The 23,675-nt window shown below is 68.1% G+C and carries 21 protein-coding genes and 1 pseudogene; 18 read left to right on the top strand and 4 right to left on the bottom strand.

All coding sequences use genetic code 11. The features are described 5' to 3' along the window. Window positions 1–230, top strand: a pseudogene (locus ACTHL9_RS09330) (prephenate dehydratase); the annotation flags it as partial. A 4-nt stretch (window positions 231–234) separates the two neighbouring features. Here the strand turns inward: ACTHL9_RS09330 and ACTHL9_RS09325 are convergent. Further along, on the bottom strand, window positions 235–1,287 hold the full coding sequence (locus ACTHL9_RS09325; RefSeq protein WP_440518586.1) for a diacylglycerol/lipid kinase family protein: 1,053 nt from the start codon (window positions 1,285–1,287) through the stop codon (window positions 235–237). A gap of 76 nt (window positions 1,288–1,363) precedes the next feature. On the opposite strand from ACTHL9_RS09325, the gene serS reads away from it, so the two are divergent. After that, complete coding sequence (gene serS / locus ACTHL9_RS09320; protein ID WP_440518585.1) at window positions 1,364–2,650, top strand: serine--tRNA ligase; 1,287 nt, start codon at window positions 1,364–1,366, stop codon at window positions 2,648–2,650. A 1,307-nt stretch (window positions 2,651–3,957) separates the two neighbouring features. Beyond that, complete coding sequence (locus tag ACTHL9_RS09315) at window positions 3,958–4,794, top strand: HAD family hydrolase (RefSeq protein ID WP_440518584.1); 837 nt, start codon at window positions 3,958–3,960, stop codon at window positions 4,792–4,794. Window positions 4,795–4,818: 24 nt separating this feature from the next. Here ACTHL9_RS09315 and ACTHL9_RS09310 read toward each other — a convergent pair whose 3' ends face one another. Further along, window positions 4,819–5,430 carry a hypothetical protein gene (locus ACTHL9_RS09310; protein WP_440518583.1) on the bottom strand — a complete coding sequence of 204 codons (612 nt, stop codon included), beginning with the start codon at window positions 5,428–5,430 and terminating at the stop codon, window positions 4,819–4,821. Window positions 5,431–5,494: 64 nt separating this feature from the next. Then, window positions 5,495–5,980: an inorganic diphosphatase gene (locus tag ACTHL9_RS09305; protein ID WP_138417214.1), complete on the bottom strand. Its 486-nt coding sequence runs from the start codon at window positions 5,978–5,980 to the stop codon at window positions 5,495–5,497. Between the two features lie 164 nt (window positions 5,981–6,144). On the opposite strand from ACTHL9_RS09305, the gene ACTHL9_RS09300 reads away from it, so the two are divergent. The 12 genes from ACTHL9_RS09300 to panC all read left to right on the top strand — a co-directional run bounded on the left by ACTHL9_RS09300 (window position 6,145) and on the right by panC (window position 17,591). Further along, window positions 6,145–7,566 carry a D-alanyl-D-alanine carboxypeptidase/D-alanyl-D-alanine-endopeptidase gene (locus tag ACTHL9_RS09300; RefSeq protein ID WP_440518581.1) on the top strand — a complete coding sequence of 474 codons (1,422 nt, stop codon included), beginning with the start codon at window positions 6,145–6,147 and terminating at the stop codon, window positions 7,564–7,566. A gap of 27 nt (window positions 7,567–7,593) precedes the next feature. Next, window positions 7,594–8,712, top strand: coding sequence for a zinc-dependent metalloprotease (locus tag ACTHL9_RS09295; protein ID WP_440518580.1), 1,119 nt, complete (start codon window positions 7,594–7,596; stop codon window positions 8,710–8,712). Then, on the top strand, window positions 8,709–9,827 hold the full coding sequence (gene tilS / locus ACTHL9_RS09290) for a tRNA lysidine(34) synthetase TilS (protein WP_440518578.1): 1,119 nt from the start codon (window positions 8,709–8,711) through the stop codon (window positions 9,825–9,827). The genes ACTHL9_RS09295 and tilS overlap by 4 nt, the downstream gene beginning before the upstream one ends. Window positions 9,828–9,897: 70 nt before the next feature. Then, window positions 9,898–10,449 (top strand): hypoxanthine phosphoribosyltransferase, encoded by a 552-nt coding sequence (gene hpt, locus ACTHL9_RS09285; RefSeq protein WP_440518577.1) that lies wholly within the window; start codon window positions 9,898–9,900, stop codon window positions 10,447–10,449. A 189-nt stretch (window positions 10,450–10,638) separates the two neighbouring features. Next, the gene (gene ftsH / locus ACTHL9_RS09280; RefSeq protein WP_440518576.1) at window positions 10,639–12,768 is read left to right on the top strand and encodes an ATP-dependent zinc metalloprotease FtsH; all 2,130 of its coding nucleotides are present in this window, start codon (window positions 10,639–10,641) and stop codon (window positions 12,766–12,768) included. Between the two features lie 23 nt (window positions 12,769–12,791). Then, the gene (gene folE / locus ACTHL9_RS09275) at window positions 12,792–13,406 is read left to right on the top strand and encodes a GTP cyclohydrolase I FolE (protein ID WP_440518575.1); all 615 of its coding nucleotides are present in this window, start codon (window positions 12,792–12,794) and stop codon (window positions 13,404–13,406) included. A 6-nt stretch (window positions 13,407–13,412) separates the two neighbouring features. Continuing rightward, a complete protein-coding gene (gene folP, locus ACTHL9_RS09270) occupies window positions 13,413–14,318 on the top strand; it encodes a dihydropteroate synthase (RefSeq protein WP_440518574.1) in 906 nt (301 codons plus the stop codon). A gap of 10 nt (window positions 14,319–14,328) precedes the next feature. Continuing rightward, window positions 14,329–14,700 (top strand): dihydroneopterin aldolase, encoded by a 372-nt coding sequence (folB, locus tag ACTHL9_RS09265; protein WP_440518573.1) that lies wholly within the window; start codon window positions 14,329–14,331, stop codon window positions 14,698–14,700. Window position 14,701: 1 nt separating this feature from the next. After that, the gene (gene folK, locus ACTHL9_RS09260; protein WP_440518571.1) at window positions 14,702–15,241 is read left to right on the top strand and encodes a 2-amino-4-hydroxy-6-hydroxymethyldihydropteridine diphosphokinase; all 540 of its coding nucleotides are present in this window, start codon (window positions 14,702–14,704) and stop codon (window positions 15,239–15,241) included. Further along, window positions 15,238–15,750, top strand: a complete 513-nt coding sequence (locus ACTHL9_RS09255; RefSeq protein ID WP_440518570.1) for a DUF3180 domain-containing protein — start codon at window positions 15,238–15,240, stop codon at window positions 15,748–15,750. The genes folK and ACTHL9_RS09255 overlap by 4 nt, the downstream gene beginning before the upstream one ends. Beyond that, on the top strand, window positions 15,747–16,676 hold the full coding sequence (locus tag ACTHL9_RS09250; RefSeq protein WP_440518568.1) for a Rossmann-like and DUF2520 domain-containing protein: 930 nt from the start codon (window positions 15,747–15,749) through the stop codon (window positions 16,674–16,676). Before ACTHL9_RS09255 ends, ACTHL9_RS09250 begins: the two co-directional genes overlap by 4 nt. After that, window positions 16,677–17,591, top strand: a complete 915-nt coding sequence (gene panC / locus ACTHL9_RS09245) for a pantoate--beta-alanine ligase (RefSeq protein WP_440518567.1) — start codon at window positions 16,677–16,679, stop codon at window positions 17,589–17,591. A gap of 181 nt (window positions 17,592–17,772) precedes the next feature. Here panC and ACTHL9_RS09240 read toward each other — a convergent pair whose 3' ends face one another. Next, on the bottom strand, window positions 17,773–18,618 hold the full coding sequence (locus tag ACTHL9_RS09240) for an alpha/beta fold hydrolase (RefSeq protein ID WP_440518565.1): 846 nt from the start codon (window positions 18,616–18,618) through the stop codon (window positions 17,773–17,775). Between the two features lie 45 nt (window positions 18,619–18,663). Between ACTHL9_RS09240 and lysS the strand changes: the two genes are divergently transcribed. The 3 genes from lysS (at window position 18,664) to ACTHL9_RS09225 (ending at window position 23,574) form a co-directional block, all read left to right on the top strand. Next, window positions 18,664–20,196 carry a lysine--tRNA ligase gene (gene lysS / locus ACTHL9_RS09235; protein ID WP_440518564.1) on the top strand — a complete coding sequence of 511 codons (1,533 nt, stop codon included), beginning with the start codon at window positions 18,664–18,666 and terminating at the stop codon, window positions 20,194–20,196. 303 nt (window positions 20,197–20,499) lie between these two features. Beyond that, on the top strand, window positions 20,500–20,847 hold the full coding sequence (locus ACTHL9_RS09230; RefSeq protein WP_440518563.1) for a histone-like nucleoid-structuring protein Lsr2: 348 nt from the start codon (window positions 20,500–20,502) through the stop codon (window positions 20,845–20,847). A 204-nt stretch (window positions 20,848–21,051) separates the two neighbouring features. Continuing rightward, window positions 21,052–23,574 carry an ATP-dependent Clp protease ATP-binding subunit gene (locus ACTHL9_RS09225; RefSeq protein ID WP_440518562.1) on the top strand — a complete coding sequence of 841 codons (2,523 nt, stop codon included), beginning with the start codon at window positions 21,052–21,054 and terminating at the stop codon, window positions 23,572–23,574. Window positions 23,575–23,675 lie beyond the last annotated feature (101 nt).

Below are 23,675 nucleotides of genomic sequence, written 5' to 3'. Positions count from 1 at the left end.
GGCCCACGGGCGAGTACCTCGGCCACTACTTCTTCAGCATCGACGCCGAAGGCCACCTACGGGATGCCCGGGTCGCCGACGCCCTCGGTGGCCTGTACCGGCTGAGCCCCGAGACCCGATTCCTGGGCTCCTATCCCAGGGCCGACGCAGTCCGGCCGACCGTGCTCCCGCACAACGCCGACGAGGCGTTCGAGGCCAGCGAAGCCTGGGTGCGCTCGATCCTCGGATGAGGCTTCAGTGCGCCACGCGCGCCAGCAGCGAGAGTGGATTGACCTCGACGCGGATATCTGTCGCGGGCCCCGTGGGGTCGCCGTCCGCCTGTGTCTCGACTGGCTCCGCGCTCCTGATGCGAACGTTCTGCGCGCCGTAGAACGACATCGCCGGAACCGGCCGATTGTGCTGGAACGTCACCTTGAGGTACATCGCGATCCAGCCGATCAGGGTACGGGGGCTCATCACCACGATGTCCAGAACCCCGTCGTCCACATATGCCTCGGGGATGAAGTCGACGCCCCCGGGCAGCTTGCCGCAGTTCGCGAACAGGACGCTGCGCACACGACGGGTCTGGAATTCGCCGTCGTTCAGTGAGATCTCCACGCGCTTGCGGCGACGCCCCGGCATGTGGCGGATTCCGGCCTCGGTGTAGGCGATCCAGCCCACCGCGCGCTTGAGGTCTTCGTTGGTATCGCTCAGGATCTCGGCATCCATGCCCATCCCCGCGATGACCAGGAACGTGTGCTCGGACGTCTCGCCTGTCACGCGGTTCTTGAGTTCCATCCTCGCCGTGTCGATGCGGCGCTGCCGGCCGAACAACGCCGTGTGGACGCACTGGGAGAGGTTGCTGACGTCGAGATCCAGGTTCCGAGCGAGCAGGTTGCCGGTCCCGAGGGGGACTAGGCCCAGCGCCACATCCGTGCCCGCGAGGGCTTCCGCCACCACCCGCACGGTGCCGTCGCCGCCGCAGGGGATGACGACGTCGGCCCCCGCCTCGAGCGCCTGGCGCGCCATCGAATGCCCCGGGTCGTCCACGAGCGTTTCGAACACCATCGGCTTGGGCCAACCAGCCCCGCGGCAGGCCGCTTCGATCAGCATCTCGGCTTCGGCGGCGCGGGCCTTGATGGGATTGAGGACCACGGCCACCTGCTGTGGTCCTGGTGGAGGGGACTGGGCCGGCTCGCCGACGGCGCTGCGGCTGTGCTGTTCCCTCAGCCTGCGCACGCCCCACCAGCTGGTCACCGCGAAGGCACCAGCCGCAGCGATGCTTCCACCGACGATCCAGTTGCGCATGGTGCCTTCACTCTATCCCGCCGTCTTGTGCACCTGACGCCGCGGTCCGTACGCCCCGACGGTTAGGCTAGGGGGCGTGATCGACGTCAGAGAACTCAGCGAGAACCCCGAGAAGTTCCGGGCCAGCCAGCGCGCGCGGGGTGCCGACGAGTCCCTCGTGGACCGGCTCCTCGCTGCCGATTCCCGCCGCCGTGCTGCTCTCACCCAGTACGAGTCGCTGCGCGCGGAGCAGAACGCCTTCGGCAAGAAGGTCGCGGCCGCGAAGGGCGAGGAGAAGCAGGTGCTGCTCGCCGAGGTGAAGGATCTGGCCGCCAAGGTGAAGTCTGCCTCGAGCGATGCGGACGAGGCTCAGGCCGAGCAGGACGAGCTGATGCGCATCTTCCCCAACCTCGTCATCGAGGGGGTTCCGGCCGGCGGCGAGGATGACTACGTCGTCGTCAAGACCGTGGGAACTCCACGCGACTTCGCTGCCGAGGGCTTCGAGCCGCGCGATCACCTCGAGATCGGCGAGCTCCTCGGGGCGATCGACATGGAGCGCGGAGCGAAGGTTTCCGGCGCCCGCTTCTACTTCCTCAAGGGAGTCGGGGCCCGTCTCGAGCTCGCGCTCCTGCAGATGGCCCTCGACCAGGCCATCGCCGCGGGTTTCACCCCGATGATCACCCCGACGCTCGTCCGCCCCGAGACCATGCAGGGCACTGGGTTCGACGTGAAGCACGACGCCGAGATCTACCGCCTCGCCGAGGACGACCTCTACCTCGTCGGGACCTCGGAAGTCTCGCTCGCGGGGTACCACTCGGATGAGATCCTCGACCTCTCCGGCGGCCCGATCCGGTACGCCGGCTGGTCTTCGTGCTACCGCCGCGAGGCCGGGTCGCACGGTAAGGACACCCGGGGCATCATCCGCGTGCACCAGTTCAACAAGGTCGAGATGTTCTCCTACGTCCCGCTCGATCAGGCCGAGGCCGAGCACGCCCGCCTGCTCGCGTGGGAGGAGGAGATGCTGGCGAAGGTCGAGCTCCCGTACCGTGTCATCGACACCGCCGCCGGAGACCTCGGCATGAGCGCTGCCCGCAAGTTCGACTGCGAAGCGTGGGTCCCCACGCAGGGCCGCTACCGCGAGCTGACCTCCACGTCCAACTGCACGGGCTTCCAGGCGCGGCGGCTCAACATCCGCGAGCGAATGTTCGACGACGACGGAGCCCCCAAGGGCACGCGCAGCGCCGCGACGCTCAACGGCACGCTCGCCACGACACGCTGGCTCGTGGCGATCCTCGAGCACCACCAGAACCCCGACGGCTCCGTGAACGTCCCCGCTGCCCTCCGGCCTTACCTCGGCGGCCTGGAGATCCTCCCGGTCCTCTAACCCCCGGCACGTGCCCACTCTTTCGGACTTTGCCCCTTGCTACGGCGTGTGACGAAGTCCGAAAGAGGGGGTATTTCTTTAGGTTCTCCACATAGGACGCGGTGCCGGTGGAGATCTGTCCAGCCGGGCTATTGGCTGAGGATATGAAATTTCCGAGAGTCAGTTTCCGGAGTTCGGCTGGTGAGGCACGTGCGGGCAGAGACTCGCGTCAGCTGAGCCGCGACTTCGCGTCCGGCAGAGCCGTGAGAATCCGCAGGGGCGTCTATGTGCCGACCGAAGCTTGGCTGGCGGGGACAGCGGCCGATAGATACGCCCTCACGACCGCGTCGCTCGCAGTGCAGGGACCGGCGCCCGTCCTCTGCCGAGAGACCGCTCTCATGGCGTGGGGACTCGAATTCCGCAGCGTGCCCTCCCACGTCCGGTACCGGACACCGCGTCGATCAGCGGTTGGTTCAGTTCCTCCGGCCGACCTCTACGGCGATCCTTCCTCCGCCGCGGGGGCCTATGCCCGGCTTCGCCCTGGGGCTCGTCGGCTCCCACAGGGATTCCCGGACGCACGTCACTTTGCCACCTCCCCCGGAACCCAGAAGCTGCTTGTCCCTCACTTGGGCCTGAGCCTCCCGGTTGAGCCGCTGGATGTGGCGCTGACCGACACGTTGCATAGGCTTCCCTTCGTTGACGCGGTCATCCTCAGCGATGCCCTCTTGGCCGGCCGAGGCGAACTGGCGGTGGATCGGAGCAGAGAAGCGTTGGTGAGATTGGCTGACGGGTTGCGGTCCGCCGCCGCCCGCCGACGGCTGAACGCCATCGTGAATTTCGCAGATGGCCAATCGGAGTCGGTGGGGGAGTCGTACAGTCGAGCCCTGATGCACGAGCTCGGTTTCGAACCTCCCCAGCTTCAGGTGTGGATCCACGCTGATGGGCGCCGGATCGCCCGAGTCGATTTCTATTGGCCTAGGCTCCGCCTTGTCGGGGAATTCGACGGTCTGACCAAGTACCTGGGTGCTCGGGACGCCGCCCAGACAGTCGTGGCCGAAAAGCGTCGGGAGGATGCCATCCGAGCGACAGGGGAGCGGGTGGTCCGTTGGGGGTGGGAGGACCTCGTCCGGCCTGAACGGTTTGCGGCGATCCTGCATCGAGCGGGTGTGCCGAGGATGTCGTAGCAGCGCCACCTCGGCATTCGGTCATTGCCCTGGGATGCGGACATAGGGCAATGTCCGAAATGCGGGGCGGAACTTCACGCACCGTTCACGGTTCGTGTCCTTCTTGTAAGGAAGGCTGTCGGCGAGGAGTGGTTCACTAGATAGATGACAACAACGCTCAATGCTGGCATCGATGACCAGCTTTCATTTATCGGACGCAAGCTCGTGTGCCTCGACGTGGACGGAACCCTCGTCGACCATGACGGGCATATGAGCCCCGCCGTGCGCGAGGTGGGGCAGAGCCTGGTTGCCGCGGGGCACGAGATCGTCGTGGCCACGGGACGTTCCCTCGGCGCAACCCTGCCGATCGTCGAGCTGCTGGGGATCGAGCGAGGCTACGCCGTCTCCTCGAACGGTGGGGTGATCACACGGATCGAGGCAGGCTCCAACGGCGGCTACACCGTGATCGACCGCCAAGTGTTCGATCCCGCGCCTGCTCTTTTGGCTCTCCGCCACCGACTCCCGGGCGCCAAGTACGCGATCGAGGACTCGGAAGGCAACTTCTTCTCCACCGAACGGTTTCAGGACCCCAGCTTCGGCGTCGAGGCGAGCGGCGTGGCCTTCGAGGAGCTCCTCGACATCCACGCGGTGCGCCTGGTCGTCTTCTCAACGGACGCCACGGCGGAGGAGTTCGGCGAAGCCGTCGAGGCCATCGGCCTGCATGGGGTGACGTACTCCGTGGGCTGGACCCCGTGGCTCGACATCGCGGCTCAGGGCGTCACGAAGGCCAGCGGCCTCGAGGTCGTGCGATCGCTCACGGGCATCGAGGTCGAGCAGACGGTGGCCGTCGGCGACGGCCGGAACGACATCGAGATGCTCCAGTGGGCCTGGCGCGGCGTGGCCATGGGTCAGGCCCCCGACGAGGTCAAGGCCGCCGCGGACGAGGTGACGGCGAGGGTCGAGGAGGACGGCCTGGTCGCCGTCCTGCGCTCCCTGCTCTGAGAGGTCAGCGGGGCCGAGCGCAGGTCAGCGCGCCTCGACCATGAGCCGGAGCAGATGGGCGGCAGCCGGACGCGCGTCGAACTCCTCGTTCCAATGGGCTCTCGCTATGGCCTTCGACACGGCCTGAGCCGTGATGCCCAACGCCTCGGCGACCGCCTTCTGCTGGCCCCGCACCCCAGGGGTCAGCAGCTCGAGAACCCGCCATTCCGCCGTCGTCCGCCTCGCCACGGTGAGCGCGAGCAGGCGGAGGACTGCGGCGGCCTCCGAGGCAAGCGCGCGGTCCGGGCCGTCGACGGCGATGGCGGCCTCGTCCTTGATGTGCTGCGCGCGTTCGACGGCGCGGCGCGAGTAGACGAGCCCTAGGCCAGTCACGTCCTGCATCTCGCTGGGCAGCGGTTCGCTGAGAGGTCCGACGCCGATGCCGACGTTCCAGCGCACCCCGCCGCAGGCGTCGGATCGCATGGCGGCGAGTCCGACGTCGACGGCCTGCTCCGGCATGGAGAACACGGCTTGGACCTCGTCCCCGACGGTGCGCGAGAAGGGGATGTCCGGGGTCGCGCGGTCGAGGGCGCGGAGGAGCTGCGGAACGCGGTCACCCGGTTCGCGGTCGCGCTGATTGATCGTGACCGTGTACATGGCCCGAGCCTAACCGGGCAACCGCGTCTGAGCTGGGAAGACGTGGGGGCGCAACGCCTGTGTGCTAGTGCCCCTCGCCGAAGCGCTTGATCGAGGCCTCGAGCTCGGCCTCGGCCGCGGCGCGATCGGCCCAGCCGGCGGGCTTGACCCACTTGCCGGGCTCCAGGTCCTTGTAGCGCGTGAAGAAGTGCTCGATCTCCTTGACGAGCCACTCGTCGAGGTCTTCCTTCTCCTGGATGTGGTCGAATCGCTTGTCTGCCGGGACGCACACGAGCTTGGCGTCCCCGCCGGACTCGTCCTCCATGTTGAAGATCGCGATGGGGCGTGCCTCGAGGAGGATGCCGGGGAAAAGGTCGACGTCCGGGTAGAACACGAGCGCGTCGAGCGGATCGCCGTCTTCGCCGAGCGTGTTCTCGAAGTAGCCGTAGTGCGTCGGGTACTGCATCGAGGTGAAGAGGACGCGGTCCAGGCGGACGCGGCCGGTCTCGTGGTCCACTTCGTACTTGACGCGGGAACCGCGCGGGATCTCGATGGTGACGTCGTGCTTCATGGTGCTCCTTGGCTGGCAGCGTTCAGGGCGGCCGCACTCTCAGTGTTCGCGCGGGCGGCGGGCCCGCTGGTCGGCGGCAACTAGTATTGAGGATATCCGCACTGGGGGCGCGCTCTCCCACCGCGCCCGCCGCCCGAACAGCCCGACCCCCAGGATGCGCCCGCATGAACTCCTCGCCCAGCCGCGCCCAGCGTGCTGTGACGTGGTCCCTCGTCGCGTTTCTCGCGCTCGTCTTCGCGGTGCTAGGGGGCGCAACCCTTGCACCCGTGTTCCCGGCGCCCCTCCTGGTCCAGCCCACGCCGTCGGCGACGACCCCTGCGTGGCTCCAACCGCCGTCGTCGCCCGCGCCGCTCTCAGGGGCGACGCCGCTGGGCACGGCAGCCCTTCAGCCGCTGCCGGAGTCGCTCGCGAAGGAGCTGGACGCGCGGCTGGTCGCCGACGGCGGCAGCTTCCCCGCTACGGTGCTCGACGGCGCTACGGGGCAGACGCTCTACAGCCGAGCGGGCGGGCAGCCGGTGGCGCCGGCGTCGAACCTCAAGCTGCTGACCGCGGCCGCCGTCCTCACGACCCTCGGCCCCGACGCCGTCCTCCACACGAAGGTGGTCCGCGGTGGCGCGCCGAACAGCGTGGTGCTCGTCGCGGGCGGCGACGTCTTCCTCGGCGCTGGGGAGTCTGCACCCGACACGGTGCCGGGACGGGCCGGCCTCGCGAGCCTCGCCCGTCAGGCCGCCGCAGCCCTCGGCCCGATGAGCGGCCCGATCACCGTCCAGCTCGACGATTCGCTCTTCTCCGGTCCCGCGCTCAATCCTGCATGGGCGGCGGAGGACATCGCCGCGGGCGAGGTCGCCCCGATCGCCCCCATCGCGCTCAACATCGCGCGGACGCAGCCGGGCGATTCGAGCTCGCGACCTTCCGACCCGGCGATGGCCGCCGCGGTTGCCTTCCGCGACGCCTTCGCCACAGCGCTGGGTCCAGCTGCCTCGGTGTCGACGACGGTCGCCCGCGCCTCGGCGGGCGGTGGCCCCGAGCTCGCGAGCGTTGCGTCCGCGCCGATCGGCGACCAACTCGCCTACACCCTCAGCGAGTCCGACAACTACGCGGCGGAAACGCTCGCCCGGCTCGCCGCGGCGGCGGCTGGGAAGCCTGCGAGCATCGAGGGCGCTCGAGCGGTGCTCGAGGAGACGGCCCAGAAGCTCCTCGGGACGACCGAGGGGATCGAGCTCTCCGACGCCTCTGGGCTCGCGATCTCGGACCGGATTTCGACGGCGCAGCTCGCGGCGCTCGTGCGGATCATGGCAATGGGCGACGACGGCCGCCTCCGCCGCGCGCTCGACGGCTTCCCGATCGCCGGACTCACCGGGACGCTCGCGTCGCGCTACGGGCCGACGTCTCCGGGTGCCGGCTTCGTCCGAGCCAAGACGGGGACGCTCAACACGGTCACGGGCCTGACCGGTTACGTGGTCGACACCGATGGCCGCCTCCTCGTCTTCTCCTTTGTGGGCAACGGCCTGGTCCCCGGCAGCAAGTCGAACGCGGCGGCCGTCGACGCGGCAGCCTCCGCGCTCGCCGGGTGCGGCTGCCGGTAGAGACTTCGCGCGGCCCCGTGTGATCTGATGGGGTCTATGGATGTCCACGAGTCGGCACCGCAGCTTGTCAACTGGGACCTCGCCGCCGCGACGGCAGCGCGTCTCGCGCCTCCCGGACCGCAGCTTGAACCGTGGGAGGCTGCGGAAGCCGTCGCGAGCCTCCGGCGCCTGGCCGACGAGGCCGTCCCGCACGTCCACCGGATCACCGGCCTGGCCGCCGCCAAGGATCTGCGTGACTCGCAGGTGCTCATTGTCGACAGGGGCTCGTGGGCCAAGGCGAACACTCAGGGCTTCGAGGTCATGCTCGGACCGGTCCTGACCCAGCTTGTGGAGAAGCGGGCCAGTGAGATCACGCCCTCCGCCGCCCGAGTTGGCGGTGCGCTCACCGGCGCCCAGCTCGGGGCCGTCCTCGCCTTCCTCTCGAGCAAGGTCCTCGGACAGTACGAGCCGTATGCGGCGCTCGCCTCCGATTCGACGATCCCCGAGGGCGGGCGGCTGCTGCTCGTGGCGCCGAACATCGTCCAAATCGAGCGTGAGCTGAACGTCGAGCCCGACGACTTCAGGCTCTGGGTATGCCTCCACGAGCAGACGCACCGGGTGCAGTTCGCCGCGGCGCCGTGGCTCCGGGCCCACATCCTCGAGCAGGTGGGCCAGCTGTCGGAGAGCCTCATCGGCAACATGGACTCGCTCATGGAGCGTGCCGCGGCGGCCGCGAAGTCCCTGCGCGAGCGCCCCTGGGTCAGCTCCGGCGAGCCGCTCCCGAGCCGGGGCGCGATTCTCGACCTGCTCCAGGACCCGGCTGAGAAGGCCGCCATCTCGCACCTCACGGCGATCATGAGCCTCCTCGAGGGCCACGCGACGGTCGTCATGGATGCGATCGATGGCGAGGTGGTCCCGACCGTGAAGACGATCCGCCAGCGCTACAACGCGCGGAACCAGAACCGGGGAGTGCTCGAGACGTTCATCCGCCGCCTCCTCGGCCTCGAGGCGAAGATGCGCCAGTACACGGACGGCGCGAAGTTCGTGAACGCGGTGGTCGAGAGCGTTGGCATGGAGGGGTTCAACCGCATCTGGGAGCGTCCCGAGAACCTTCCGACCGAGGAGGAGATCCACGCCCCTGAGCGCTGGGTCGCGAGGATGGGGTGAGCTCCAGGGACTTCGCCTCGCCGGCCCGCCGCCGGCTCCACCCCGCGGTAGGCCGCGCCCGGAATGCGGTCAAGGCCGCCCTGGCTGAGGCAGGCTGGCCTCCGCGCGTGCTCGTTGGATGCTCCGGCGGTCCCGACTCGCTCGCCCTCGCGGCCGCCGTCGCCCACTTTGCGCGGCGTGGCGCCGTCGCTGGGCACCGGCTCGAGGCGGGCGCCGTCGTCGTCGACCACGGGCTCCAAGAAGGCTCGGGCGAGATTGCGCGGACGACGGCGGCCACCCTCGCCGAGCTTGGCCTCTCACCGGTGCGGGTGGTCGCCGTCGAGGTGCAGCAGGTGGGAGAGGGGCCGGAGGCCGCGGCCCGCAACGCCCGGCTCGGGGCGCTCGAGGCAGAGGCCCAGTCGTGGGGAGCCGAGGCCGTGCTGCTCGGACACACCCTCGACGACCAGGCCGAACAGGTGCTGCTCGGGCTCGCCCGCGGCTCGGGGACCCGGTCGCTGGGGGGCATGCGCTCCGTGCGGGGACTGTATCTCCGGCCGTTCCTTGGCCTGCGGCGCGCTGAGACCATAGACGTCTGCTTCGCCGAGGGCCTCGAGCCGTGGTTCGATCCGAGCAACGAGGACCCCCGGTTCATGCGCTCGCGGGTGCGGGTCGGAGTCATGCCGTTCCTCGAATCGGAACTCGGCCCTGGCGTTGCGGAGGGACTCGCGCGGACCGCGGCGATCCTCGGCCAGGATGCCGACTATCTCGACGCCGAAGCCCTGCGGGTGTACGAGTCGCTCGCCGAGCGCCCGGCCCCTCCCGCCGAGGTCGGGTCCCCTGCCGCCGAGGTCGGGTCTCCTGCTGCCGAGGTCGGGCCTACGATCCTCCTGCCCGGCGAGGAAGTCCGGGCCCTCCCCGCCGCACTGCGCAGCCGCGTGCTGGCCCTCGCCGTCGTCGAACTCGGCGGGCAGCCCACCTTCGAGCGCTTGGCCGCCGTCGAACGCCTCCTTGAGCGCCGCGGATCCGCGGGTCCCATCGAAGTCCCCGGCCACGTGAGCGTGCGCCGGCAGCCCCGCCGGAAGGATGCGGCGCCGGGTGCGGAGTATGGGAAGCTAGTCTTTGTATCGCACCGCTGATGCTGAGCTGGCGCCTGAGCCCATGTGGCACGGGCCTGGCGGCAGCTGAGACCGAGTTCCAGGAGCCCAGGTGGATTCTCACGACGTCCAGGCAGACCTCAAGCACGTCCTCTACGGCCGGGAGCAGATCCAGCAGCGAGTCGCCGAACTCGCGGCGCAGATCGACCGTGACTACGAGGGCAGGGACCTGCTGATCGTCGGTGTTCTCAAGGGTGCGGTCATGGTGATGGCCGACCTCGCCCGCGCGCTGCACAGTCATGTCACGATGGACTGGATGGCCGTCTCATCGTACGGCTCGGGAACCCAGTCCTCCGGAGTGGTGCGGATCCTCAAGGACCTCGACACCGACCTCATGGGCAAGCACGTGCTGATCGTCGAGGACATCATCGACTCCGGCCTGACTCTCTCCTGGCTCAAGACCAACCTCGAGTCGCGCGGCACTGCGTCGGTGGAGATCTGCACGGCGTTCCGGAAGCCGGAGGCCGCCAAGGTGAAGATCGACGTGAAGTACGTCGGCTTCGACATCCCCAACGAGTTCGTGGTGGGCTACGGGCTCGACTACGCGGAGAAGTACCGCAACCTCGACTTCGTCGGGACGCTCGCTCCGCACGTCTACGAATAGCCCGAATCTCCTTCGTTGAATGCGCGCCGGAAGTTCGGGGGAACTTTTGCCTCCCACCGTGCGTGATGCTGTCCGAACGGTATAGCTTGTTGCGGTACTGCTCGAGAGCAGGGGACAGCAGGGGCGGGGGACCTCTGCGGTGAATGGCGCCGCGGCACAACAGAAGGGACGGGGCTCGGCCCCGAGTTCATGAACGTCAAAAGCTTCGTCAAGGGTCCCGGGATCTGGATCCTCGTCGTGATCGCCCTCCTCCTCATCGCCTTCGGCACACTGGCTCCGGGGGGGAGCGCCACGATCGACACGAAAGTCGGCCTTGAGCTGATCAAGGACGGCAAAGTCCAAGCCGCGAAGATCTACAACGGCGAAGAGCGCGTGGATCTCACGCTCAAGGACGACTACGTCGACAACGGCCAGAACAAGGGCAAGAACGTCCAGTTCTACTACGTGGACCCGCGCGGCAATGAGGTCGTGCAGGCGGTCGACAACGCCAACCTCCCTGGCGGCTACAACGACGTCCCGACCGGCAACAACTGGTTCGGGTCGATCCTGTCGCTCATCATCCCGGTCCTCCTCCTCGGCGCCCTGTTCTGGTTCCTGCTCTCGCGCATGCAGGGCGGCGGCTCGCAGGTCATGAAGTTCGGCAAGTCCCGGGCGAAGATGATCACCAAGGACATGCCGCAGGTGACGTTCGCCGATGTGGCGGGCGCGGACGAGGCCGTCGAGGAGCTCCACGAGATCAAGGAGTTCCTCCAGGAGCCGGGCAAGTTCCAGGCCGTGGGCGCGAAGATCCCGAAGGGCGTGCTCCTCTACGGTCCTCCCGGAACCGGCAAGACCCTGCTCGCGCGAGCCGTTGCCGGCGAGGCAGGCGTCCCGTTCTTCTCGATCTCCGGCTCGGACTTCGTCGAGATGTTCGTCGGCGTCGGCGCGTCCCGCGTCCGTGACCTCTTCGAGCAGGCGAAGTCGAACGCGCCGTCGATCGTGTTCGTCGACGAGATCGACGCCGTCGGCCGCCATCGCGGTGCTGGCATCGGCGGCGGCAACGACGAGCGTGAGCAGACGCTGAACCAGCTCCTCGTGGAGATGGACGGCTTCGATCCGAAGACCAATGTCATCCTCATCGCTGCGACCAACCGGCCGGACGTCCTGGACCCCGCGCTGCTGCGCCCGGGGCGCTTCGACCGACAGGTGCCCGTGGAGGCGCCGGATCTCGTGGGCCGCGAGCAGATCCTCGCAGTGCACGCGAAGGGCAAGCCCATGGCGGGCAACGTGGACCTCAAGGCGGTCGCCAAGAAGACCCCCGGGTACACGGGTGCCGATCTCGCGAACGTCCTGAACGAGGCCGCCCTCCTCACCGCGCGTTCCAACGCCCAGCTGATCGATGACCGAGCGCTCGACGAGGCGATCGACCGCGTCATGGCCGGACCGCAGAAGAGAAGCCGCGTGATGAAGGACCTCGAGCGCAAGATCACGGCCTACCACGAGGGTGGCCACGCTCTCGTGGCCGCGGCGCTCCGCAACTCTGCCCCGGTGACGAAGATCACGATCCTTCCGCGCGGCCGCGCTCTCGGCTACACCATGGTGGTCCCGGAGGACGACAAGTATTCGGTGACCCGCAACGAGCTCCTCGACCAGCTCGCCTACGCGATGGGTGGCCGCGTCGCCGAAGAGATCGTGTTCCACGATCCCTCGACCGGCGCGTCCAACGACATCGAGAAGGCCACGTCCACTGCGCGCAAGATGGTCACGCAGTTCGGCATGAGCGAGCGGGTGGGTGCCGTGAAGCTCGGCCAGGGCGGCGGCGAGCCGTTCCTCGGCCGCGACGCGGCTCACGAGCGCAACTACTCGGATCAGGTCGCCTACGTGGTCGACGAAGAGGTGCGTCGCCTCATGGACCAGGCCCACGACGAGGCCTACGCAATCCTGACCGAGAACCGCGACATCCTCGACAGGCTCGCGGCCTCGCTGCTCGAGCACGAGACCCTCAACCAGAGGGAGATCGCCGAGATCTTCTCGGATGTTCGCAAGCGCGACTTCCGTGAGGTGTGGCTGTCGAAGGAGAGCCGCCCGGTGCAGTACCTGCCGCCCGTGGAGACGGAGAACGAGCGGCGCCAGCGCGAAGAGCTCGAGGCCAAGGCACGCCACGATCACGAGGCGACGGATGCCGAACGCCAGGCGCAGGAGGAAGCGAACGACGCGCGGCGCAACCAGCCGCTCGACGCCCAGCACCCGCACGTCCACACAGGGGGCGAGCAGGAGTTCACAGGCAACGGCCAGCCTCCGCATGACGGTCATACGGGGACCCCGCGGCACGGGGCGTGAGAAGCCCCCGATAGGATCATGCCGTGACCCATATTGACGACGACGACGTTGCCGCCGCCGCCGACTTCGACCCGCGCATGGACTTGCCGAGGATCGAGGCAGCTGTCCGGGAGATTCTGCTCGCGGTCGGGGAGGACCCCGACCGCAGCGGGCTCCGGGACACTCCGAAGCGAGTAGCCAAGGCCTACGCCGAGACCTTCGCGGGCCTCCACCAGATCCCCGAGGACGTCCTCGGCGTCACGTTCGACCTCGACCACGAGGAGCTCGTGCTCGTCAAGGACATCCCGTTCTACTCGACGTGCGAGCACCATCTGGTCCCGTTCCACGGGGTGGCCCACGTCGGGTACATCCCTTCCCACGACGGGCGGGTGACAGGACTCAGCAAGCTCGCGCGGCTCGTGGACATCTACGCCCGACGGCCCCAGGTGCAGGAGCGGCTGACCACGGACGTCGCGGAAGCCCTCGTGAAGCATCTCAAGCCGCGCGGCGTGATCGTCGTGGTGGAGTGCGAGCACATGTGCATGTCCATGCGGGGAGTCCGGAAGCCGGGAGCGAAGACCGTCACCAGTGCCGTCCGCGGGCAGCTGCACGATCCTGCGACCCGCGCCGAAGCCATGAGCCTCATCCTCGGAAGGTAAAAGACCATGGACACTCTCGCCGCCGCGCCCGGAACCGGGCCCAACACCACGCCACTTCCCGTTCTCCGCAAGCCCCTTCCGCGGGCGACTTTCGAATCCCTCCCGACGGACCGCGCCGTGGTGATGGGCATCCTCAACGTGACCCCGGACTCTTTCAGCGACGGTGGCCAGCACGCCTCGGTGGACGCGGCGATCGCCGCGGGCCTGCGCATGTTCTACGGCGGTGCGGACATCATCGACGTCGGCGGCGAATCGACCCGGCCCGGGGCCGACGAGGTTCCCGAGGACGAGGAGCAGCGGAGGGTCCTTCCCGTGGTCGAGGCGCTCGCCAAAGCGGGTGCTCTTGTTTCCGTGGACACGCGGCGGGCCACCACGGCGGCCAAGGCGCTCGACGCCGGCGCTGCCATCATCAATGACGTCTCGGGACTTGAGGCGAGCCAGGAGATGATCGATCTCGTGGCCGACCGGGGCGCCTACTACGTGCTCATGCACAACCGCGGCAACTCGCGCGTCATGACGTCCCTCACCGACTACGCGGACGTCCTCGAGGACGTGCTCGCGGAGACGGTGTCGGTCCGCGACCGGCTGCGGGCCGCTGGGGTCCGCGACGAGAAGATCATTCTCGATCCTGGTCTGGGCTTCGCCAAGACGGGCGAGCAGAACTGGACGCTGATCAGGGGAATCGAGAGCTTTCTCGATCTTGGTCACAAAGTGCTCGTCGCGGCGTCCCGCAAGCGCTTCCTCGGCGAGCTCCTGACGACGGCAGGCAAAGCGGCGGAGCCCGAGCAGCGGGATGCAGCGACCGCTGCGATCACCGCAGTTGTCGCGTCGCGGGGCGCGTGGGGCGTGCGCGTGCACGACGTCGCCCCGAACCTCGACGCCGTCAAGGTCGCCGCCCGGGCGAGGGCCTGAGGCAGGGCGAGTGGGCACGCGAGCCGACCTCATCACGCTCCGGGGCGTCTCCGCCATCGGGCATCATGGCGTGCTTGACTTCGAGCGCCGCGACGGGCAGCCGTTTGTGGTCGACGCCGTGCTCGAGTCCGATTTCGCGGAGGCCGCCAGCTCGGACGATCTCGCGAAGACTGCGAGCTACGCAGAGATCGCCGAGCGGATTACGCACGTCGTATCCGGGGAGCCGGTGAACCTCATCGAGACACTCGCGGTCCGCATCGCCGAGATGATCCTGTCGGAGTTCGACGCCATCGCTTCAGCCGAGGTGACCGTGCACAAGCCCAAGGCGCCCATCGACGTGCCTTTCGACGATGTCGCCGTCACCGTGTTCCGGGGCCGTTGACATGAGCGCCGACCTGTCCGCCCAGCAGTCCGAGTACACGCGTGCGGTGCTCGCGCTCGGCAGCAACCTCGGGGAGCGCGCCGAGACTCTCGCCGAGGCCGTCTCCGATCTGGTCGATCGGCCAGAGGTCCGGCTCGTCGACGTCTCGCCCGTCATCCAGACGAAGGCCGTGGGCGGCCCCGAGGGCCAGCCGGACTTCCTGAACATGGTCATGATCGTCCAGACGAGTCTCGGGCCTTACGAACTGCTCGCCCATTGCCAAGCCGTCGAGGCCAAGCACCTGCGCACGCGCGAGGTGCGCTGGGGGCCGCGCACCCTCGACGTCGACATCATCGTCTACGGCAACCTCGTCCAGGACGATCCGGTCCTGACCCTCCCGCATCCTCGCGCCGCCGAGCGCGCGTTCGTGCTGTTCCCCTGGCTCCTCATCGACCCCACGGCGGTCCTCGAGGGGCATCCGCTCGTTGAGCTCCTCGAAGACTGCTCGGATTCCAGCGGAATCGAGGACTACGACATGCTGCTGGACGAGGGGCTTGCATGAAGCCACTCCGTCTCACCGTCCTCGCTCTCATCGGCGTGGTCCTCGGCCTTTTGGGCTTCGCGGCCACCGAGCTGTCCGACCGGGCCTCTGCGACGACGCCGGTCCTGCCCTACAGCGCACTCGGGAGCATGGCGGTCATCGCCGTCTTCACGCTCGCACTCGGCATCCGCGTGCTGCGCTGGCGGAACGAGAAGAAGCGCAAGCGGATGATCGACCCGATCTTCGCGGCCCGCACGCTCGTCCTCGCCCACGCCTGCGCGTACGCGGGAGCCGTGCTCCTCGGCTGGCACGCCGGAGTCGTGGCGAACCAGATTCCGGTCTGGGCGGTAAGGGCCACGAGCCCCGTGGTCCTGCAGGCCGTGGCCATGATGGGAGGCGGCGTGATCATGGTGGCAATCGGCCTTCTGGTCGAGCGCTTCTGCCGCGTCCCTCCCGAGGACAACGACGAGGCCGAGGGCGGGGGCTCAGGCCCCACGCGCGCGGGTGACGCCGAGGGCGGCTTCGCGTGACCCGTCCCGGACGGCTTGGAGTCGGCATCATAGGTGCGGGCAAGGTGGGTGCGGTCCTCGGTGCGGCCTTGCGCGCGGCCGAGCACGCCGTCGTCGGCGTCTCCGCAGTCTCCGAGGCGAGCCGGGAGCGCGCCGAGACCCTGCTTCCGGGGGTGCCTATCCTCGAGATTCCCGACGTCGTCGAGCGTGCCGAGCTCGTGCTCCTCGCGGTGCCGGACGACGCGCTCGCCCCGCTCGTGGAGGGCCTCGCGAAGCTCGGGGCGTGGCAGCCGGGGCAGCTCGTTGCGCACACCTCCGGGCGCCACGGCGTGGGCGTCCTGGCCCCGGTGCGCGCGGCCGGAGCGATTCCGCTCGCGATCCACCCCGCCATGACGTTCACGGGGATGAGCCTCGATCTGGGGCGCATCCTGGACTGCCGCTTCGGCGTCACGGCCGACCCGGCGATGCTGCCGATCGCCCAGGCCCTCGTCGTCGAGATGGGCGCCGAGCCGGTGGTCATCGCCGAGGGGGACCGGGTGGCGTACCACGCGGCACTCGCGCACGGGTCGAATCACCTCGTCACGCTCGTGGCGCAGGCAGCCGAGATCCTCGGCCGGATCGGCGTCGACGAGCCCGACCATCTCCTGGGTCCGCTCCTCCGCGCCTCGCTCGACAACGCGCTTGCCGCAGGCGAGGCTGCGCTGACCGGCCCCGTCGCGCGTGGCGACGTCGGGACAGTGGCAGCGCACGCCGAGGCGCTGGCGGAGCTCGCGGACCCAGCGGCGGCCGACGGCGGAGCCTCCGACATCCTCGAGGCCTACCGTGCGATGGCGCTCGCCACAGCGCGCCGCGCGGAGCGCCGAGGCCTGTACGGGCCGGAAATGCGGGAGCGGCTCGAGGAAGCCCTCGAGCCGGGCGAGGACGAGAACCCGAGGGAGGAACTCTAGATGCCCATCACGGTGGTTCGCACGAAGGCCGAGCTGAGGTCCGGGATCGCGCGGCTTCTGGAGGAGCACGCGGGTCGCCGAGGGTCCGCGCCATCGCTCGGCCTCGTCCCCACTATGGGTGCCCTCCACAGCGGACATGGTCGCCTCGCCGAGGCAGCGGTTGCGGCGAACGACGTCGTCGTTGCCAGCATCTTCGTCAACCCGCTGCAGTTCGGCGATCCGAAGGACCTCGAGCGCTATCCGCGCACGCTCGAGGCCGACGCCGCGCTCCTTGAGCACGTGGGGGTGGACCTGGCCTTCGCGCCCTCGGTGGAGGAGATGTACCCCGGCGGCGACCCGCTCGTCCGCGTGACGGCCGGGCCGCTCGCTGGCAAGTGGGAGGGGGCGTCGAGGCCGGGCCATTTCGACGGCGTCCTCACGGTCGTCTCCAAGCTGTTCCACCTCGCGATCCCGGGCCCGGCCGCAGGTCAGCCCACCTCGTTCCGCGCGTATTTCGGGCAGAAGGATGCCCAGCAGCTCGCGATCGTGCGCCGCATGGTCAAGGATCTCGACTTCCCGGTCGAGGTGGTCGGAGTGCCGATCGTCCGCGCCGAGGATGGGCTCGCGCTCTCGAGCCGCAACCAGTTCCTCAGCGCCGAACAGCGCGAGGCGGCCCTCGTGCTGTCCCGGGCGCTCCGGCTCGTGGATGAGCGCGCCACGGCGCACGAACCGCTTGAGCCCGACGACGCCGTCGACCTCATCAACTCCCAGCCCGGTGTCGAGCTCGACTATTTCGAGGTCGTCGACCCGGACACGCTCGAGCCGCTCGCGTTCAACTGCCGCGAGACCCCGTTCACCGGGGAGGCCCTCGCGATTGTCGCGGCCCGTGTTGGCGACGTCCGGCTGATCGACAACATGCCCCTCAAGGCCCGCTAACCCCACCACCGTTTCGGGTACACCAACTACCGCCCTACACCGTTTCGGGTACGCCAATTTCCCTCCTGGGCCATCTCGGGTGCAGATACTTCCGAGCCCGGCCGCGGGCAGGTCAGTATCTGTACCCGAAACGCGGAGAGGGGCGAGTTGGCGTACCCGAAACGGGAGGGGTGGGGGTCAGTCAGGAAGAGAAGAACTCTGCCAGCCGCTCGATGAGGGCCCGGGCGGGCCGTTCGGGAGCGTCGTGGGCGAGCTTCGGGAGGACGTCGAAATCGGAGGCGGGCAAGACGCCGTCGAGCTTCTGGGCCGCCTCCGCGAAGTACTCCGGGCTCGCCCCGCCCACGAGGAACAGCGTCTCAAGCGGCAGGGCGTCGAACGGCTCGGCCTTGGAATCTGCGGCGAGGACCGCACGGATCTCGCGGGGGCCCGTCGGCAGCAGGCGGGTGAGGACTTTGCCGGGCTGCGTCCGGCTGCCGATCCGGTTGAGCACGGTCAGGATCGGCAGCGGCAGCTTGGAGACCGGGCCAGCCGTCTGGAGGCCCCGCAGCAGCACGGCGAGGGCCTTCTCCTCGTCGCCGTGGGAGAGCGCGGCCTCGTAGTCGTCGAGCCACCCAGCGCTGTAGCTGCCGTTGAACGAGATGATGGGGTCGTAGACGGCGAGCTGGGCGATGTCGAGCGTGCGCCCGCCGTGCAGCGCAATGCACCCGCCGTAGTTATGGCCGAACACGGCCTGCGAGCCGGTGTGGGCGAGCACAGCCCCCAGATCCGAGATTTCGACGGCGAGCGAGTAGTCCTCCGGCTGCCCCGACGATGCTCCCCGGCCCCTGCGGTTGTAGAGGTGGACGGGGGCGTGGAGGGATTCCGCGAGCCGCTGGGCAAAGTCGCGGTAGAGTTCGGCGGTCACCATCGAGCCATGGACGACGACGACGCCGCCTTCGGTCTGCCCGTCGCCGGCGGCTGTGAACAGCTCGAGGACCGCGCCGTCAGGGGTCTGAACGGAAGAGCCGAGGATCTGGGTGGCTGCCATGGGCATGAGCCTAGCCCACAGGCCGCTGGCCTAGAATTGAATGCTGTGACTGCGCAGAACACCGCCCAAGGGGCAGAGCCGGAGACCAAGACCGGCATCGAGCCAGCCGACGCGAGCGAACAGATGCATGTGCGGATGGAGAAGCGCGGCAAGCTCCTCGCCCGCGGCGAGGAACCGTACCCGGTCAAGCTCGAGCGCAGTCATTCCCTCGCCGACGTCCGCGCGAAGTACCCCGAGCTCGAGCCGGATACCGCCACGGGAGAAGTGGTCGGCGTCGTCGGCCGCGTGGTGTTCGTGCGCAACACCGGCAAGCTCTGCTTCGCCACGCTCCAGGAGGGCGACGGGACGCGGCTCCAGGCCATGCTGAGCCTCGCGAATGTCGGCGAGGAGCGCCTCGCGGACTGGAAGTCGCTCGTGGACCTCGGCGATCACGTCTACATCCATGGCGAAGTCATCTCGTCGCGCCGCGGCGAGCTGTCCGTCATGGCCGACGACTGGAAGATGGCCTCGAAGGCCCTGCGGCCGCTGCCCACGCTGCACACCGAGCTGAGTGAGGAGACGCGCGTCCGCCAGCGCTACGTGGACCTCATGGTCCGCGACGAGGCACGCCAGATGGTGTACACGCGAGCCAAGATCACCAAGACCGTTCGCGACACCCTCGACTCCCATGGCTACGTGGAAGTCGAGACGCCAATGCTCAATCTGATCCACGGTGGTGCAACGGCCCGCCCATTCGAGACGCATCTCAATGCTTTCGATCAGGAGATGACTCTTCGGATCGCCACCGAGCTGTATCTCAAGCGGGCGGTTGTGGGCGGAATCGAACGCGTCTATGAGATTGGGCGCGTGTTCCGGAACGAGGGTGTGGATTCAACGCACAGCCCGGAATTTACGACTCTTGAATGCTATGAAGCCTATGCAGATCAATTCGTGATGGCTGAGCGGATGAAGGAGATCATCCTCAACGTCGCAGATGTCATGGGCAAGCGTCAGATCGAGACTCCTGAAGGCACGATCGATCTTGACGGCGAATGGCGTTGGCTTGGCGTGTATCCCGGCCTCTCTGAAGCTGTCGGCGAAGAGATCACGCCGGATACTCCACTTGAAAGGCTCCTCGAGATCGGGGACAAACGCGGTGTGAAGACGGACCCTTTGTGGACCACGGAAAAGGCAGTTGTGGAGCTGTTCGGCGATATCGTCGAACCGACTCTCCTGAATCCCACGTTTGTCTACGATTACCCGCCCTCGGCCCAGCCGCTCGCGCGCCCGCACCGCGACGATCCACGGCTCATTGAGGCGTGGGACCTGATTATCGGCGGAATGGAGCGCGGGACGGCATTCTCCGAACTCATCGACCCGGTGATCCAGCGCGAGCGGCTCACCGAGCAGTCGCGACTTGCCGCGGAAGGCGACGACGAGGCTATGCAGCTCGACGAAGACTTCCTGCGAGCCCTCGAATACGGGGCGCCGCCTATGGGCGGTATCGGGCTCGGGATCGACCGTCTGGTGATGCTGTTCACCCAGGCGGGCATTCGCGAGACCATCCTCTTCCCGCTCCTCAAGCCGGAGACCAACTGATATGGATTACGTAGCAGTCCTGCTGCCCCCTGTACTCGTCGGACTCATTTTCTGGTTCGCGATCCGGGCGATATTCAACGCGGACAAGTCGGAGCGTGAAGCGCTCGCCCAAGCCGAAAGGGAAGCTCAAGCGGCGGACGAAGGGAAAAGTTCTCCCCCTGCGGCCTGATTCGTTTTGACGTGCTGGTGATGCCGAAGCATAATGGCAGTGCGATAAGGGCGCTCATTCCGTATTTGCGCCGGCGTGCATGCAGTGGCTTGAGAGACATACCGATCCCCAGCACGGACAGAGAAGAGAATCCCATGGCACAAAAAGTCAAGATCATCCTTGTTGACGACCTCGACGGCGGTTCCGCGGACGAGACCGTGCGCTTCGCGATCGATGGCACGAGCTACGAGATTGACCTTTCGAACGCGAATGCTTCGAAGCTCCGGGACTCCCTCAAGGATTATGTCTCTGCAGCCCGCAAGTCCTCTTCGCGCGGCGGCCAGCAGCAGCCCCGCGCCCGTGCAACGTCCGGCGGCGGCTCCTCCCGGAATTCGGAATCCGCGAAGATCCGTCAGTGGGCCCGGGACAACGGCTACAGCGTGAACAGCCGCGGCCGAATCCAGGCCGAGATCCAGGACGCCTACCGCAAGGCGAACGGCTAGATCTCTCTCAGTCCACAAGAACAACGGGGACCTGGCGCGATCGGCGCCGGGTCCCCGTTCGTTAATCCCGAACCCGATGTGGACTCGGTTCACCCCGTGGCGAACAGCCGTGTGCGGAGAGGTCCCGGCACGTAGCATCGAACTACTTGCCAGTGCTGTCTTCGGCAGCCCTGCACCCACCAGCAACACCGGGGAGTTCGAGCGATGTTCGAGAGATTCACAGACCGCGCCCGCCGCGTGGTCGTGCTGGCCCAAGAAGAGGCCCGCATGCTCAACCACAACTACATCGGCACCGAGCACATCCTCCTGGGTCTTATCCATGAGGGGGAGGGAGTGGCCGCCAAGGCCCTCGAATCCCTTGGTATCTCCTTGGACGGTGTGCGGGAGCAGGTGCAGGAGATCATCGGCCAGGGGCAGCAAGCTCCGTCTGGCCACATTCCCTTCACACCGCGTGCCAAGAAGGTGCTCGAGCTGTCCTTGCGCGAAGCGCTTCAGCTCGGCCACAACTACATCGGCACCGAGCACATCCTCCTCGGCCTCATCCGTGAGGGCGAGGGCGTTGCCGCTCAGGTGCTCGTCAAGCTGGGCGCGGACCTCAATCGCGTGCGCCAGCAGGTCATCCAGCTGCTTTCCGGGTACCAGGGCAAGGAGACGGCGTCGGCGGGCACCGGTTCCGGCCAGCCCGAGGGCAGCCCGGCCGGTTCGGTGGTCCTCGACCAGTTCGGCCGCAACCTGACCCAGGCGGCGCGCGAGAACAAGCTCGATCCGGTGATCGGACGCGAGCATGAGATGGAACGCGTCATGCAGGTCCTCTCGCGCCGCACCAAGAACAACCCCGTGCTCATCGGCGAGCCCGGCGTCGGCAAGACCGCCGTCGTCGAGGGTCTCGCGCAGGCGATCGTGCGCGGCGACGTCCCGGAGACCATCAAGGACAAGCAGCTCTACACGCTTGACCTCGGCTCCCTCGTGGCGGGCTCCCGCTACCGCGGCGACTTCGAAGAGCGCCTCAAGAAGGTCCTCAAGGAGATCCGCACGCGCGGCGACATCATCCTCTTCATCGACGAGATCCACACGCTCGTCGGTGCCGGTGCGGCCGAGGGCGCGATCGACGCGGCGAGCATCCTCAAGCCGATGCTGGCCCGCGGCGAGCTCCAGACGATCGGTGCCACGACGCTTGATGAGTACCGCAAGCACATCGAGAAGGATGCTGCGCTCGAGCGACGCTTCCAGCCGATCCAGGTCGCCGAGCCGACCGTCGCGCTCACCATCGAGATCCTGAAGGGCCTCCGCGACCGCTACGAGGCCCACCACCGCGTGACGATCACGGACAGCGCCCTCGCGGCCGCCGCGAACCTGTCCGAGCGGTACATCAGCGACCGCTTCCTCACGGACAAGGCGATCGACCTCATCGACGAGGCGGGCGCGCGCCTGCGCATCCGCCGCATGACGGCCCCACCGGAGCTCAAGGCGCTCGACGAGCGCATCGCGGGGCTCAAGCTCGAGAAGGAGTCTGCGATCGACGCGCAGGACTTCGAGGGCGCCGCGGCGCTGCGGGACAAGGAGCAGAAGCTCATTGCCGAGCGCGCCGAGCGCGAGCGCGCCTGGAAGTCCGGCGACATGGACGGCGTGGCCGAGGTGGACGAGGAGCTCGTGGCCGAGGTGCTCGCGAACTCCACCGGCATCCCGGTGTTCAAGCTGACGGAGGAGGAGTCCTCGCGCCTGCTGCACATGGAGGACGAGCTGCACAAGCGGGTCGTCGGCCAGGACGACGCAATCAAGGCGCTCTCTCGCTCCATCCGCCGCACCCGTGCGGGCCTCAAGGACCCCAAGCGTCCGGGTGGGTCGTTCATCTTCGCGGGCCCGACCGGCGTCGGCAAGACCGAGCTCGCCAAGGCCCTCGCGGAGTTCCTCTTCGGCGAGGAGGACGCGCTCATCACGCTGGACATGTCCGAGTTCTCCGAGAAGCACACGGTCTCGCGGCTGTTCGGGGCCCCTCCGGGCTACGTCGGCTACGAAGAGGGCGGCCAGCTCACCGAGAAGGTGCGTCGCCGGCCGTTCTCGGTAGTCCTGTTCGACGAGGTGGAGAAGGCCCACGCGGACCTCTTCAACTCGCTCCTGCAGATCCTTGAGGACGGGCGCCTGACGGACAGCCAGGGCCGGGTCGTGGACTTCAAGAACACGATCATCATCATGACGACCAACCTGGGCACGAGGGACATCTCGAAGGGCGTCATGACTGGCTTCCAGTCCGGCACGGACACGAAGACCACGTACGAGCGGATGAAGGCCCGCGTGACAGAAGAGCTCAAGCAGCACTTCCGCCCCGAGTTCCTCAACCGCGTCGACGACATCGTGGTGTTCCCGCAGCTGACCCAGGAGGAGATCATCGAGATTGTCGATCTCATGATCGAGCGGCTCGAGAAGCGCCTCCGGGACAAGGACATGGGCATTGAGCTCACGCAGAAGGCGAAGGTCCTCCTTGCCACGCGTGGCTACGATCCTGCGATGGGCGCCCGACCGCTGCGCCGCGTGATCCAGAGTGAGATCGAGGACCAGCTGTCCGAGAAGATCCTCTTCGGCGACATCTCGGCGGGCGACATCGTCCTCGTCGATGTCGAGGGCGAGGGCGACCTTGCGAAGTTCACCTTCGCCGGTACCCCGCGTCCGCGCGTCCCCGAGGTCGTCTCGGCGGCCAAGGGGGGCGGCTCGAAGGAGCTCGGCGCCTGACCTCCCGCCTGCGGTAGCCAACCGACGACGGCGGGGCCCCCCCCAACCCATCGGGGGGGGCGCCCGCCGGGGGGTGGGGGGGGGGGGGGGGGGGGGGAGCA

Source organism: Sinomonas sp. (genome assembly GCF_051955515.1).
Lineage (GTDB): Bacteria > Actinomycetota > Actinomycetes > Actinomycetales > Micrococcaceae > Sinomonas.
This window is presented reverse-complemented; position numbering and strand designations above follow the sequence as displayed.